General features: G+C 43.0%; 10 protein-coding genes and 1 riboswitch. Of the genes, 9 read left to right on the plus strand and 1 reads right to left on the minus strand.

Annotated elements, in window-relative coordinates; all coding sequences use genetic code 11:
* Positions 1 to 8: 8 nt before the first annotated feature.
* The 4 genes from nuoF to DFR58_RS02695 all read left to right on the plus strand — a co-directional run bounded on the left by nuoF (position 9) and on the right by DFR58_RS02695 (position 5,262).
* Positions 9 to 1,805: an NADH-quinone oxidoreductase subunit NuoF gene (nuoF, locus tag DFR58_RS02680; RefSeq protein ID WP_114296263.1), complete on the plus strand. Its 1,797-nt coding sequence runs from the start codon at positions 9 to 11 to the stop codon at positions 1,803 to 1,805.
* 19 nt (positions 1,806 to 1,824) lie between these two features.
* Entirely contained in the window at positions 1,825 to 3,567 is a 1,743-nt protein-coding gene (locus DFR58_RS02685) for an NADH-dependent [FeFe] hydrogenase, group A6 (RefSeq protein ID WP_114296264.1), read from the plus strand.
* A gap of 328 nt (positions 3,568 to 3,895) precedes the next feature.
* The gene (locus DFR58_RS02690; protein ID WP_242987361.1) at positions 3,896 to 4,588 is read left to right on the plus strand and encodes an endonuclease III domain-containing protein; all 693 of its coding nucleotides are present in this window, start codon (positions 3,896 to 3,898) and stop codon (positions 4,586 to 4,588) included.
* A gap of 59 nt (positions 4,589 to 4,647) precedes the next feature.
* The gene (locus DFR58_RS02695) at positions 4,648 to 5,262 is read left to right on the plus strand and encodes a flavin reductase family protein (protein WP_114296266.1); all 615 of its coding nucleotides are present in this window, start codon (positions 4,648 to 4,650) and stop codon (positions 5,260 to 5,262) included.
* 45 nt (positions 5,263 to 5,307) lie between these two features.
* On the opposite strand, the gene pflB is transcribed toward DFR58_RS02695, so the two are convergent.
* Positions 5,308 to 7,557, minus strand: coding sequence for a formate C-acetyltransferase (gene pflB, locus DFR58_RS02700; protein ID WP_114296267.1), 2,250 nt, complete (start codon positions 7,555 to 7,557; stop codon positions 5,308 to 5,310).
* 85 nt (positions 7,558 to 7,642) lie between these two features.
* Positions 7,643 to 7,754: riboswitch (ZMP/ZTP riboswitch) on the minus strand.
* 232 nt (positions 7,755 to 7,986) lie between these two features.
* Here pflB and DFR58_RS02705 point away from each other — a divergent pair.
* The 5 genes from DFR58_RS02705 to DFR58_RS02725 all read left to right on the plus strand — a co-directional run bounded on the left by DFR58_RS02705 (position 7,987) and on the right by DFR58_RS02725 (position 14,298).
* Positions 7,987 to 9,120, plus strand: coding sequence for a 3-dehydroquinate synthase II domain-containing protein (locus DFR58_RS02705; protein ID WP_114296268.1), 1,134 nt, complete (start codon positions 7,987 to 7,989; stop codon positions 9,118 to 9,120).
* A 194-nt stretch (positions 9,121 to 9,314) separates the two neighbouring features.
* A complete protein-coding gene (locus DFR58_RS02710; RefSeq protein ID WP_242987362.1) occupies positions 9,315 to 9,917 on the plus strand; it encodes a type IV toxin-antitoxin system AbiEi family antitoxin domain-containing protein in 603 nt (200 codons plus the stop codon).
* The gene (locus DFR58_RS02715; RefSeq protein WP_114296270.1) at positions 9,917 to 10,816 is read left to right on the plus strand and encodes a nucleotidyl transferase AbiEii/AbiGii toxin family protein; all 900 of its coding nucleotides are present in this window, start codon (positions 9,917 to 9,919) and stop codon (positions 10,814 to 10,816) included. The genes DFR58_RS02710 and DFR58_RS02715 overlap by 1 nt, the downstream gene beginning before the upstream one ends.
* Before the next feature lie 4 nt (positions 10,817 to 10,820).
* Positions 10,821 to 11,027: a hypothetical protein gene (locus tag DFR58_RS02720; RefSeq protein WP_114296271.1), complete on the plus strand. Its 207-nt coding sequence runs from the start codon at positions 10,821 to 10,823 to the stop codon at positions 11,025 to 11,027.
* Between the two features lie 739 nt (positions 11,028 to 11,766).
* Complete coding sequence (locus DFR58_RS02725) at positions 11,767 to 14,298, plus strand: AMP-binding protein (RefSeq protein WP_114296272.1); 2,532 nt, start codon at positions 11,767 to 11,769, stop codon at positions 14,296 to 14,298.
* Positions 14,299 to 14,739: the final 441 nt, after the last annotated feature.

Genomic DNA, 14,739 nt, shown 5'->3' on the forward strand with positions numbered 1-14,739 from the left:
TAAACAAGATGCAGTTATATAGAGCACATGTCCTGGTTTGCGGAGGTACGGGTTGTACGTCGTCAAACTCGGAAAAAATTATAAAGGAATTGGATGTACAGCTTGCGGCCAATAAACTCGATAGCGAGGTAAAGGTTGTAAAGACAGGCTGCTTTGGCTTGTGTGCCGAGGGACCCATTGTGGTGGTTTATCCCGAGGGAGCAATGTATACAATGGTCAAGGTGGAGGATATAAAGGAAATAGTCGGGGAGCATCTGCTTAAGGGGAGAATTGTCAAAAGGCTTTTGGCTGGAGACAAGGAGCATACCGATATAACAAAGTCCTTGGAGGGTGTTGGCTTTTTCCAGAGGCAGATGAGAGTTGCACTGAGAAATTGCGGTGTAATCAATCCCGAAATAATTGACGAATATATAGCCTATGACGGATATAAGGCGCTTGCCAAGGTGCTGACGGAAATGTCGCCTGAGCAGGTTATAGATACAGTTAAGAAATCGGGCCTCAGAGGAAGAGGAGGAGCGGGATTCCCCACAGGGCTGAAGTGGGAATTTGCCAGCAAATCTAAGGATGACCAGAAATATGTCTGCTGTAACGCAGATGAGGGAGACCCGGGAGCATTTATGGACAGAAGCGTTCTTGAGGGGGATCCTCACTCGCTGATAGAGGCTATGGCAATTGCGGGATATGCAATCGGCTCAAATCAAGGCTTTATATATGTAAGAGCCGAGTATCCCATAGCTGTAAAAAGGCTTCAGATAGCAATTGATCAGGCGAAGGAATACGGACTGCTCGGCAATAACATATTCGATACAGGCTTCAGCTTTGATCTCGAAATAAGGCTGGGAGCAGGTGCGTTTGTGTGCGGAGAGGAAACCGCGCTTATGACCTCAATTGAGGGCAAAAGAGGAGAGCCCAGGCCAAGACCTCCTTTCCCTGCGGTAAAGGGCTTGTGGAATAAGCCTACAATACTCAACAATGTTGAGACATATGCAAACATACCTGTAATTTTCTTAAAAGGGCCCGAATGGTTTGCAAGCCTTGGCACCGAGAAAAGCAAGGGAACAAAAGTGTTTGCGGTAGGTGGAAAGATAAACAATACCGGGCTTGTTGAAATTCCGATGGGAACAACGTTAAGAGAAATAGTATATGACATAGGAGGGGGAATACCCAACGGCAAGAAATTTAAGGCGGCGCAGACAGGAGGGCCTTCCGGGGGCTGTATTCCTGCGAGCCTTATAGACACCCCCATTGACTATGATTCACTTATTCAGATAGGCTCAATGATGGGCTCCGGCGGACTGATCGTAATGGATGAGGATACCTGTATGGTGGATATAGCCAAGTTCTTCCTTGAGTTTACGGTTGAGGAATCCTGCGGAAAATGCCCTCCCTGCCGTATAGGTACTAAGAGAATGCTTGAGATATTGGAAAGAATTACTGATGGCAAGGGTCAGGACGATGACATAGGAAAGCTTGAGGTTCTTGCAAAGAACATTAAGGCCTCTGCGCTGTGCGGATTGGGACAGACCGCTCCAAATCCTGTCTTAAGCACCTTGAAATATTTTAAGGACGAGTACATGTCACATGTAAGGGACAGGAAATGCCCTGCGGGTGTGTGCAAGTCGATGATGCAGTATGTTATTAATGCCGAAAGGTGTAAGAGCTGCGGTATTTGTGCAAAGGTATGCCCCGCAAACTGCATAAGCGGAGAGAAGAAGGTTCCGTATGTAATCAATCAGGAAAAGTGCTTAAAGTGCGGTGCATGTATGGAAAAATGTCCATTTAAAGCGATATTTAAAAATGTGTAGCGGAAGGAGAGTGTAAAGAATGGAAATGGTAAACATAACGATTGATGCCAGAAAAGTACAGGTGCCTAAAAACTATACCATATTGGAAGCTGCCAGACAGGCAAATATAGCAATACCTACACTTTGCTTCCTCAAGGACATAAATGAAATCGGGGCGTGCAGGATGTGTGTGGTTGAGGTAAAGGGAGCCAGAAGCCTGCAGGCGGCATGTGTGTACCCCGTATCGGAGGGACTGGAGATATATACTCAAAGCCCTGCCGTGCGTGAGGCAAGGAAGGTTACCTTAGAGCTGATACTGTCAAACCATGAAAAGAAATGTCTCACCTGCGTAAGAAGCAGGAATTGTGAGCTTCAAAAGCTGTCTGAGGAATTGAATATAAAGGATATAAGGTTTGAGGGAGAGAGCGGAAATTTTGCTGTAGACCAGTTTTCTCCTTCTATAGTAAGGGATCAGAACAAGTGCGTATTGTGCAGACGGTGTGTCAGCATGTGCAAAAATGTTCAGACGGTATCTGTTATAGATACCAATGAGAGAGGCTTTAAGACAGTTGTCGCTCCTGCCTTTAACAAGTCGCTTAACGAGGTGCCGTGTACCATGTGCGGACAGTGCGTAAGTGTATGTCCTGTGGGAGCTCTTCGTGAAAAGGACGACACCGACAGGGTGTGGGAGGCTCTTGCAAACTCAGATCTCCATGTGGTGGTTCAGACTGCTCCTGCTGTAAGGGTAGCGCTTGGAGAAGAGTTCGGAATGCCTATAGGAACAAGGGTTACCAGCAACATGATTGCTTCTTTGAGGCGTTTGGGTTTTGCCAAGGTATTTGACACCGATACCGCTGCTGACCTTACCATTATGGAGGAAGGCACAGAGGTAATAGAAAGGATAAAGAACGGTGGGAAGCTCCCTGTAATAACCTCATGCAGCCCGGGATGGATTAAATTCTGCGAGCACTACTATCCTGAATTTATTGACAACCTGTCAAGCTGCAAATCTCCCCATGAAATGTTCGGGGCGGTGCTGAAATCCTATTATGCCGAGAAGATGGGAATTGATCCGGCAAAAATATTTGTTGTATCCATCATGCCATGTACGGCAAAGAAGTTTGAGGCCCAGAGGCCGGAGCTGTCTTCCGTAGGGTATCCCGATGTTGACGTGGTACTGACAACGAGAGAGCTTGCAAGGATGATTAGAGAGGCCGGCATAGACTTTACCGAGCTTCCCGAAAGACACTTTGACGATCCCATGGGCGAAGCCTCGGGAGCCGGGGTTATCTTCGGAGCGACGGGAGGAGTAATGGAGGCTGCGCTGAGGACTGTAGCAGAGATACTGAGCGGAGGAAAGGTGGCGGCCATTGAATATGATGCCGTAAGAGGAGTTGAGGGCATCAAGGAGGCTACCGTAGAGGCCGGGGGTATGAAGCTTAAGGCGGCGGTTGCACACGGGCTGGGAAATGCCAGAAAGCTTCTTGATAAGATAAAAGCGGGAGAGGAATATCACTTTGTTGAGATAATGGCATGTCCCGGAGGCTGTGTAAACGGAGGCGGACAGCCAATACAGCCGTCTCAGGTAAGAAGCTGGACCGACCTCAGAAAGGAAAGAGCAAAGGCCATATATGAGGAGGACAGGGAAATGCCGATAAGGAAGTCCCATGAGAATCCCAAGATAAAAATGCTTTACGATGAGTATTTTGAGAAGCCGGGAAGTCATAAATCACATGAGCTTTTGCATACACATTATAAAAAGAGAGATAACTATCCTGTATAAGTAAAAGCCAGTTTGTAAAAAAAAGGCCGGATCTATAAATCCGGCCTTTTTGGCGTCTTACGCATCGGTTCCCCTCTTTTGAAAATAGAGGGGCCAGAGGTGAGGAGGATGTAAAATAATATCCTCCAGAATAATTTCTACTCTAACTATAGAAGCATGTATACGTGTAGAAGACGCTTGTGACTTTAGTTAGCCTAAATTGTAGCGTGGTCACGTATTCCGGGGAAATTATTCTTCCGGAAATTATTTTACATCCTTTTTATATAGTTTGTATCCTGATTTATATAGAGTGATAAGGTTGATTTATATGCTGTAAGTCGTGTATTATATGATTAATTGCTGGAATGGGGAAGGGGTAGAGATGGATATAGGCTTGAACAGGGCATTAATGGATATATACGGCAGTATGTATGAAAAAGAGGGTTCAAGGCATTGGTGGCCTGCCGAAAATGATTTTGAAATGATTGTGGGGGCAATATTGACTCAATTTGTTTCATGGAAAAATGTCACTACCGCTATTGAAAACTTAAAGAGAGAAAATCTTTTAAGCATAGAAGGAATATGCAGCGCAAATATTGAGATTCTGGAGGAGCTGATAAGGTGTACAAGGTTTTATAAGCAAAAGGCTAAAAAGCTTAAAGTCTTTTGCCTGCATGTTGAATCGCGATACAGGGGATCTCTGGATAAGATGTTTGAAAATGACCTCTATGACTTGAGAAGAGAGCTTCTTTCGCTCTATGGAATAGGAAAGGAAACGGCTGACTGTATAATACTGTATGCGGCGCGAAAGCCGATATTTGTTGTGGATGCGTATACCAGAAGGGTGTTTGGACGGCTTGGATATTTTAAAGAGGATGAGAGCTATGACAATATGCAGAGGTTCTTTATGGATAATTTAGAGCATGACACAGAGCTGTTTAATGAATACCATGCACAGATTGACGGAGTCGGCTCCAAATACTGTTTGGGCAAAAGCCCGCTCTGCCCGGAATGCCCGTTAAGTAAAATTTGTAAAATATAATAAATTTTGATAAAATGTAATAAATATAAAAATAATATAAAGTATTTTGGAGGTATTATATGGGAAAAGAAACCTGGAAGCCCTCGACGCTGCTTAACCCTGTGCCTGCGGTGATGGTGACGTGTGCCGACGGCGAGGGCAAGCCCAATATTATTACACTGGCATGGGCCGGCACAATCAACTCTGAACCGCCCATGCTTTCAATTTCAGTGCGCAGGGAGAGATACTCATACGCTTTGATTAAGGATAAGGGCCAATTTGTTGTCAACCTCACCACAAAGGAGCTGGCTTTTGCTACCGATTACTGCGGAGTTAAATCGGGCAAGGACACGGATAAGTTTGAGGCGGTAAAGCTGACCCCTCAAAAGGCTTCGGTTGTGGAGGTGCCACTGATTAAGGAGTCTCCCGTAAACATAGAGTGCGTTGTAAAAAATGTGATTGAGCTGGGTTCTCATGACATGTTTATAGCGGAGATAGCGGCGGTGAATGTAGACGGCAGGCTGATAGACGATAAGGGCAAAATGCATCTGGATAAGGCAGGGCTTATATGCTATTCACACGGGCAATACTGGACTCTGGGAAAGGACCTTGGGCATTTTGGATATTCGGTGTCCAGAAAAAACAAGAACGGCAAGGCCGATAAGGGTGGAAAGGCTGATAAAAAGACGAAATAGGGGACAAGTGCGGGGACATTCCTCAAAAAATAGAGAAATGTCCCCTTACATTGCGCCGTGAAAGGTGCGTGAGATTACCTCAAGCTGCTGCTGGCTTGTGAGCCTTACGAAATTTACAGCATACCCCGAAACCCTTATGGTGAGCTGAGGATAATTATATGGGTCCTCCATTGCCCTCTCAAGCACTGAACGCTCCAGAACATTTATATTTATATGGTGCCCCCCTTGAGCGAAGTATCCGTCCAACAGAGCCGCCAGATTATCGAGCCGGGATTTTGTATCCCTGCCCAGTGACTTAGGGACAAGAGTGAGGGTTAAGGATATTCCGTCCATGCAGTACCTGTATGGAATTTTGGCCACTGAATTCAATGCCGCGAGAGCTCCCATCCTGTCTCTGCCGTGCATCGGGTTCGCTCCGGGCGCAAATGGCTGGCCTGCCTTTCTGCCGTCAGGGGTTGAGCCGGTTTTTTTTCCGTAAACTATATTTGAAGTAATTGTAAGGACAGAAAGAGTATGCTTGGCGGATCTGTATGTTTTATGCTCCCTCAAATCCTCATAAAAGCCCTTCACCGCTTCCACTGCAATACTGTCGGCTCTGTCGTCGTCATTTCCGAACTGAGGGTAGCTTCCCCTTATGTCAAAGTCCACAATCAGCCCTCTGTCGTCTCTTATAGCTTTTACATATGTGTGCTTTATTGCACTCAAGGAATCGACCAGAACCGAAAGCCCCGCAATGCCAAAGGCCATAAGCCGCCTCACGTCGGTATCGTGCAGCGCCATCATAAGGCTTTCATAGGCATACCTGTCATGCATGTAATGTATTACATTCATTGTGTCAACATACAATCCGGCAAGCCATTTTTGCATATGGCGAAAGCTTGCGGCAACCTTTTTATAGTCGAGATAATCGTCTCTATAAGGCTCGCACACAGGGCCTACCTGCTGCCCCGTTATTTCATCCCTGCCTCCGTTTAAGGCCATCAGAAGAAGCTTGGGAAGATTGCATCTGGCTCCGAAGTACTGCATATCCTTTCCTATGCGCATGGAGGATACACAGCATGAAATTCCGTAATCATCCCCAAAATCACAGCTCATTATATCATCGTTTTCATACTGTATCGCGCTTGTTACCATCGACACCCTCGCGCAAAAGGCCTTGAAGCTGTGCGGAAGCTTTTGCGACCACAATACTGTGAGATTGGGCTCAGGTGAGGGCCCAAGGTTAAACAGCGTCTGAAGAATCCTGTATGACGTTTTGGTTACCATATGCCTTCCGTCGGCAGACATCCCTCCTATTGATTCTGTAATCCATACGGGATCTCCCGCGAAAAGCTCATTATACTCAGGAGTGCGAAGATGGCGTATCAAGCGCAGCTTTATCACGAACTGGTCAATAAGCTCCTGTGCTTCCGGCTCGGTGAGCCGTCCTTCCACAAAATCCCTCTCTATATAAATGTCAAAAAAGGTATTGACTCTGCCGAGCGAATTTGCAGCTCCATTTGTCTCCTTCATAGACCCTAAAAACGCCATGTAAGTCCACTGCACTGCCTGCAGTGCATTAGCGGCGGGCAGGCTCATATTAAGGCCATAAGAGGAGGCCATGGCACAAAGCTCGTTAAGGGCCTTTATCTGGCTTGAAATTTCTTCTCTGAGGCGCATAGCTTCCTCTATGCAGGGTGCTGAGGAAAGCTGCTTTAAATCAAGCTTTTTTAAGTCGAGCTGCTTTTCAGATATAAGCCTGTCAACGCCATAAAGGGCAACTCTCCTATAGTCTCCTATTATTCTTCCACGCCCGTATGCGTCGGGAAGCCCTGTTATAATACCGCTTTTACGGGCTTTTTTCATTTCGCTTGTATATGCGCTGAATACTCCGTCGTTATGGGTTTTGCGGTAATTTTCAAAAATTTCCTCTATCTTTGGTGAAAGGGAATAGCCGTATTTTTCGCACGCCTGTTTAGCCATTCTGATACCACCGTAGGGAACGATTGCCCTTTTTAGCGGCCTGTCGGTCTGCAGACCGGGTATCAGCTCAAGCTCCTTATCTATATATCCGGCGTTGTGGCTTAAAATTCCCGATACCGTTTTAGCATCTACATTTAAAACGCCGCCCTTTAAATACTCATCCCTCAGAAGCTTTTTACATTTGCTCCAAAGCTTTTTTGTCCGCATGCTTGAGTCGGACAGGAAGGCTTCGTCTCCGTCATAGGGACAATAGTTTTTTGAGATAAAGTCATTGACGTCGACAGCGTTTTGCCAATTTCCGGGCACAAATCCGCTCCAGGCTTCTTCACACATAGCTAACCAGCTCCTGTCTCGTTTATTTTCCCATTACAGCTATATCAGGCGGCTTAGAGGGAAATAAAAAACCGCCTGAGCCAAATACAAAAGCCCAGGCGGTCGGCAAATCAAATGTTGACAGGCATTTCAATGCCGCACCAACACCACCGTACTCCCTGTGGTAAATTCCACTTCCGCCAGTCATACGGTTTCGTTTGATAAATGTTTTAATATATTATAAGTATAATTTACGCATATGGTGCTTGTCAATGAAAACCGCAAAGGGGATATTAATGTTAACATAAAACAGTAATGCTGCCGCCGCGTTATGCGGAAAATCTTAAAAAATATTGTAATATACCATATTTTATGCTACCATGTTAAGGGAATATTTTTTAAGAATGTAAATAAGAGTTAACAATTTTTTAAATTTAAAGGGGAAAACATATGAAGAATGAAAGAACACTATGGTTTGAAATAAATTCTGATACATCCGTTGATGCTATAGATAAGGTATGCCAGTCAGCTTACGATGTTGTGCTCGTAAGCCTGAAAAATGCCCATATGCTTGAAGGCTTAAACCTTCCTCAAAAAATAAGAACAGCGCTTATCGTTTCTTCTATGGATGAGCTTGAAGCAGTAAAAGCAAGCGAAGCCTTATGGAAGAAGTCAGAGTATATAATTTCTGAAAATATTTCATTATGGCAGCAGATTAAAGATAAAAGTGAAAAGAAATTAGGATTGATTATAGACGTAAAGGACAAGCCCACATTGGATAAAGCGGTAGAGCTGGTTAAGAACAGCCTTGATATCGTTATTATAGGGTTTCGGGATGCCACCAATATTCCTCTGGAGCTCATACTGGCAACTACTCAGAAATCTCAATGTAGAATTTTGAAAAGGGTTAAAGACACAAGGGATGGGGAAGCCAGCCTTATGACTATGGAGGTCGGCGCAGATGGCATTGTCCTGTCTTCAAATGATATTGGAAGCGTGGTCGAAATGGCAAATATTATACAACGCTCAAACAGGCGCAAATTCAGCCTTAAGGAAGCGGTGGTTACTGCAGTAAAGCCGTCGGGAATGGGAAGCAGGGTATGCATAGACACTACCTCCGAATTAACGCAGGATGAGGGAATGCTTTTAGGGTCGACTTCAAGCGGGGGGCTGCTTACATGCAGTGAAACTCATTTTCTTCCATACATGAAATTAAGGACATTCAGAGTAAATGCGGGAGGCATCCATCTATATGTGTGGGGGCCTGACGAGCAGGCCGTATACCTTTCCGATTTGAGGGCGGGGGACAAAGTATATGTTGTCAATTCTTCAGGTGAGGCGAGGGCCGTTACCGTCGGGAGATTAAAAATTGAATCAAGGCCGCTGCTCTATATAGAGTGCGAAATTGAGGGGGTAAGAATAAACACATTTATTCAGGATGACTGGCATGTAAGAATGTTTGGCTCAAAAGGAGAGATTATTCCGTCAAGCGAAATAAAAGCCGGGGACAAGCTCCTTGGATTTTTAGATAAGCCGGGAAGACATGTGGGTATTAAGATTGATGAGACAATAAAGGAGGTATAAGTGTCCCCGCTTTGCAGCTTCTTTTATTTTACCATGTTGCGGTGTCCGGGTTGGAGGAATAGCCGACACAGCCTTTCAAGATCTGCTTGTTAAGAAATATATTTCTGCAGGGATTGACATTTTATTCTATACAACCTATAATTACTAATGTAACCGCTCGTTAAATTAAATTGCATAGGTTTTGTAGAGGTGAGATGATGATACCAAATCATGAAATAAATGAGCTTTTTAAAAAACATAATAATGTGATGCGCACCTCTGAATTGTATGCAGAGAGGATTTATTATAAAGATATTCAAAAGCTACTGAATGATGGAATTATTGAAAAGATCAAACAAGGATATTATCATCTGGTTAATCAATATGATGGAAGTGAAATTACTATCATAAACAACCTGTTCCCTGATGCAATTCTTTGTATGAATACCGCCCTATTTCATTATCGCTACAGTGAACGGACTCCAAGTGAATGGCATTTGGCTGTCGATAAGAATATATCAAAATATAGAATTAAAATTGATTATCCCTTTATAAAGACTTATTTTTTCGAACCTCATTTACTGACAATTGGGCTTACAATAAGTCAGATGGATGAAAATAGTATTCGCATATATGATAGAGACCGTACCATTTGTGATTGCCTACGCTATATAAATAAAATGGATAAAGAGGTATTTAATAAGGCAATTCAAAACTATGTGAAGGATACCAGAAAAAATATACCTAATCTGATGCAATATGCGAAAGAATTGAGGGTTCAGAAAAAGGTAAATGATTTGATTGGGGTGTGGTTGTAATGGCTGATATTTCAGTATCTATTTTAGCAAAATTAAAGAGCAAAGCAAAATTGTCTGGTATAAGCTATCAACAGTGCCTGCAATTATTCATGCAGGAAGAGTTCTTGCGTAAGTTGTCAAAATCAGAGTATTGTTTTAACTTTGTTCTCAAAGGTGGACTTTTTATTTATACGCTTACAAAGTTTGAAAGTCGCTCCACCATTGATATAGATTTTCTTCTGAGACATCAATCTAATTCTGTTGAAGAAGTAAAAAAACTAATCGAAGCAATACTTTCTGTACCCACTGGAAATGACTATATAGAAATGACTGCCAACGGCTTTGAAGAAATATCTCCTCAGAGAAAATATAAAGGCGTCAGTATGCAAATTATCGGGAAAATAAAGAATGTTCGTATACCGTTCAATGTTGATATAGGAGTCGGAGATATTATTGTCCCAAAATCCGAATTGCGAACGATTAATACGCAACTTCCGGGATTTGAAGCACCAGAAATTAACACATATTCTCTTGAAAGTACAATTGCCGAAAAATTTGATGCCATTCTCCAGCGTTTTGAACTGACTGGGCGGATGAAAGATTTTTATGACATTTACTATTTAGCCAGAACATTTAATTTTGATGGTGCAAAATTGCAAACTGCTATTTTTGAAACTTTGCAGAATCGTGGAACACCGTATGAAAAAGATAGTTTCAATCGTGTTGTTTTACTGGCTGAAAATGCAGACATGCAAAACAAATGGAAATATTTTTTAAAAAATATTAAAAATGACTCTCTTGATTTTACGACGGTGATGGATACTATGCGATCATTTCTTGAACCCATCTATTTTTCAATAGTAAGTGAAAAAGAATGGTTAAAAACTTGGTCTAGTAAAGAACAGGTTTGGGAGGGGTGATACTGTGAATATAGTAGATCTATTTTCAGGAGCAGGTGGATTAACATTTGGGTTTTATTACTTCGAATATGTTAGAAATAAACTGGCTATTGAAAACTTTCTTAATGTTATCAATAACACTCAGGCTTTTGTTAATTATATTGAAGGCGAAATACATTTTGACATTTTAGATGAAGATGATTTGCCCGATATTGCAACATCAAATAGGTAAAATCTGGATGAACACGATGCTAGAGTTCAACTATTGGTTGAAATAATAAAAAAAATAGTGTCTACCCTAATTAATAAGCAAACATAATTCCATACCTCCTAATGATTTCTTGACATGGTGTTAAATGATAATCTATGATAATCATAAACCTTAAAGCTAACTCTAAGTCAATATTATATTAAAAATTTCCATACCCTATACGGGAGCAGGCTATTGAAAAGAGGTATCGAAGGATACCGTTTTTTTTGTCACATATTTGACAAACAGTGCAAAATTTGATACCATATCAAAAAAACATTTGAATATACTGATAGAGGGAACACGCTGCTTAAATTTGGTGCATACCGTGCAAGCGAGGTGTCTTATATGCCGATAACAGCAGTGCTGCAAGGAGTAGAGCAAGGCTTTCGTCTCTGGTTTTTAAGATGCTAAAGGCGAAAGTTTTTTTGTCCTTAAATTAATTTATCCTTATATATTTAGCAATAAAGATTTTACATGGAGGATATAACTTGATGCAAGAAATTTTTTTGACCCGTAAGGAATACCTCTAAGAAAAGCGCCTGATGACAGACCCGTGAGACATTTCCCCGCAGGCGTCTTTTCGTTGCTATTAAAAATTTCTGTAAGCAATTATAGCCTCCATGTTTGTAAAAGCTTTATTGCATCCTATATAGAATTAAATATTGAAATACAGACTCTATAAGTAACCTGCGTCGGTTACCATTACAAGGAGGTTATTATGAAAATTTCATTCTCAACTCTCGGGTGTCCTGATTTTGACTGGGAAGACATCTATTCCATGGCAAAGGATCTTAACTTTGACGGTATTGAGATCCGGGGACTTGGAAACGACATATTTGCAGTCAAGGCCCAGCCCTTTACTCCAAGCCAGCTTTCAAAGACAGTTAAAAAGCTCTCCGGCCTGAGGCTGGAAATTCCGTGTCTTTCTTCAGGCTGTTGCCTTAAGTTTGCTGAAAAGCTGGACGAAAACTATCAGGAAATTGTGCAGTATCTTGAGCTTGCATCCCAGCTTGGTACACGCTATATACGTGTTCTGGCCGACATTGGCCCTAAGCCTGAGGGCGAGGTGGATGATGAGGTGGTGCTGGCGGGGCTTAACCGATTAATCCCTGTTGCGGAGGAAAAGGGAGTGACGCTGCTGGTGGAAACAAACGGAGTCTATTCCGACACAGGGCGTTTACGGGGATTGCTGGACAGGGTGGCAAGCGACGCGGTGGCGGCACTGTGGGACATTCATCACCCTTACAGGTTTGCGGGGGAGGCTCCCGAAAAGACTGTTCAGAATCTGGGGGCATACATAAAGCATGTGCATGTTAAGGACTCTGTAATGGATAACGGAAGGGTTCAATACTGTATGATGGGCGAGGGGGATTTGCCTATCAATGAAATGCTTATGGCATTGCGTTCAATTAATTTTGACGGCTATATTTCCTTGGAGTGGGTTAAGAGATGGGCGCCGGATCTTAACGATGCCGGTGTTGTATTCCCCCACTTTACAAACTATATGAGCCGCTATATTCAAAGAAAAGAGCCTAAGACCTCACTGTTTGACAACGCGGACAAAACGGGAAAATATGTGTGGGAAAAGGATACCTTGATAGATTTAACCTTTCCGCAGGTTTTAGACCGTATGGTTGAAGAGTTTCCCGACCAATATGCATTTCGTTATACTACAATGGATTATACAAGAACCTATTCCGAATTCCGGGATGATGTGGATACCTTTGCCCGCTCTCTGATAGCCATAGGTGTTAAGCCGGGGGATCATGTTGCAATATGGGCAACCAATGTGCCCCAGTGGTATATTACCTTCTGGGCCGCCACTAAAATAGGAGCGGTTTTAGTTACTGTCAATACCGCTTACAAAATTCATGAGGCGGAATATTTGCTGCGCCAGTCGGATACTCATACGCTTGTAATGATCGACGGCTATAAGGATTCAGACTATGTAGCTATTATTAAAGAAATTTGTCCCGAGCTTGAAACTGCCGAACCGGGAAAACCTCTTCATATGAAACGCCTGCCCTTTCTGCGGAATATTATCACCGTCGAATCCAGGCAAAAGGGCTGTATAACGTGGGATGAAGCCATATCCATGTCGGGAAGGGTTTCACTTGACGAGGTCTACCGCCGCGAGGCCTTTATAGATAAGGATGATGTTTGCAACATGCAGTATACCTCAGGCACGACGGGTTTCCCAAAGGGTGTTATGCTGACGCATTATAATGTTGTAAATAACGGAAAAAATATCGGCGACTGTATGGATCTTTCAACTGCCGACCGCATGATGGTTCAGGTGCCTATGTTTCACTGCTTCGGGATGGTGCTGGCAATGACGGCATCAATGACGCATGGTGTAACACTATCTCCCATTCCCTATTTTTCTGCCAAACAGTCTCTTGAGTGCATTAACAAAGAAAAAATCACCTGCTTTCACGGTGTTCCCACGATGTTTATCGCGCTTTTAGAGCATGAGGATTTCGGCAAAACTGATTTCTCTTACATGAGAACGGGAATTATGGCGGGAAGTCCCTGCCCTGTAAAGGTAATGCAGGATGTGGTTGACAAGATGAATATGACGCAGATTACCATTGTATACGGGCAGACTGAGGCCTCTCCCGGATGCACTCAAAGCCGGGTGGACGATCCCATCGAGGCGAGGGTAAATACCGTCGGACGTGCGCTGCCGGGGGTTGAGTGCAAGATTGTAGATCCTGTGACAGGGGAGGATTTGCCCGATAATGTTGACGGGGAATTTGTTGCTCGGGGTTATAATATAATGAAGGGCTATTACAAAATGCCCGAGGCAACAGCGGCCGCCATTGATGAAAACGGGTGGCTGCACACAGGGGATCTTGCAAGGCGTGATTCCGACGGCAATTATAAAATTACAGGGCGTATTAAGGATATGATTATCCGTGGCGGTGAAAACATATACCCCAAGGAAATTGAAGATTTTATTTATACGCATCCCAAGGTCAAAGACGTTCAGGTTATAGGTGTTCCGGACAAGCAGTATGGAGAAGAAATCATGGCCTGCGTGGTATTGAAGGATGGCGAGGCTCTGACTTCAGATGAGCTTAAGGATTATGTGCGTTCGCATATGGCAAAGCATAAAACCCCGCGTTATGTTGACTTTGTTAAGGAATTTCCCATGAATGCCGCAGGAAAAATTCTTAAATACAAGATGCGTGAGCAGGCTGTTGAAAAGCTGGGCCTGCAAGCCGACAGCAGGATCGTTACGGCATAATAAGCCTATAGAGGGAGGCTGCCGCAAAGCATATTGCGTTTAAGCAATTTGGTTTGCGGCAGCCTCTTGTCTTTAAAAAATATTTTTTATTTTTTTCACTTCCCGGGAATTAAATTAAAGCTCTCCGTACATAATAAAATCACAGATAACGAACTGTAAAACTAAATATTACTTTTATCTAAAGGTTCGTTATGGTAGATACTCTACGCATTTACTTTGAAATTTCTGATATTTGCAAAAAAATAGAAGGAATTACAACATCTATATCGAATTACTATTTGATATAGATTATTATTAAATTTGTTAGAAGAAAATTCGGCAAAACGTCATTATTAGCACAGCTGAGGCCATTCTTTTTTTATATAATGTAACTATATTACTATTTTGTTGCATAAAAAAATATTCGACATAAAACAACAAAATCCTTCATATTTTTTAGGC

The organism is Anaerobacterium chartisolvens, from assembly GCF_003337415.1.
Taxonomy (GTDB): domain Bacteria; phylum Bacillota; class Clostridia; order Acetivibrionales; family DSM-27016; genus Anaerobacterium; species Anaerobacterium chartisolvens.

Coding starts and splice junctions, on each gene's coding strand:
- nuoF (WP_114296263.1), top strand. CDS start 9: ATGCAGTTATATAGAGCACATGTCCTGGTTTGCGGAGGTACGGGTTGT.
- DFR58_RS02725 (WP_114296272.1), top strand. CDS start 11,767: ATGAAAATTTCATTCTCAACTCTCGGGTGTCCTGATTTTGACTGGGAA.
- DFR58_RS02690 (WP_242987361.1), top strand. CDS start 3,896: ATGATTAATTGCTGGAATGGGGAAGGGGTAGAGATGGATATAGGCTTG.
- DFR58_RS02715 (WP_114296270.1), top strand. CDS start 9,917: ATGGCTGATATTTCAGTATCTATTTTAGCAAAATTAAAGAGCAAAGCA.
- DFR58_RS02705 (WP_114296268.1), top strand. CDS start 7,987: ATGAAGAATGAAAGAACACTATGGTTTGAAATAAATTCTGATACATCC.
- DFR58_RS02695 (WP_114296266.1), top strand. CDS start 4,648: ATGGGAAAAGAAACCTGGAAGCCCTCGACGCTGCTTAACCCTGTGCCT.
- pflB (WP_114296267.1), bottom strand. CDS start 7,557: ATGTGTGAAGAAGCCTGGAGCGGATTTGTGCCCGGAAATTGGCAAAAC.
- DFR58_RS02685 (WP_114296264.1), top strand. CDS start 1,825: ATGGAAATGGTAAACATAACGATTGATGCCAGAAAAGTACAGGTGCCT.
- DFR58_RS02710 (WP_242987362.1), top strand. CDS start 9,315: ATGATGATACCAAATCATGAAATAAATGAGCTTTTTAAAAAACATAAT.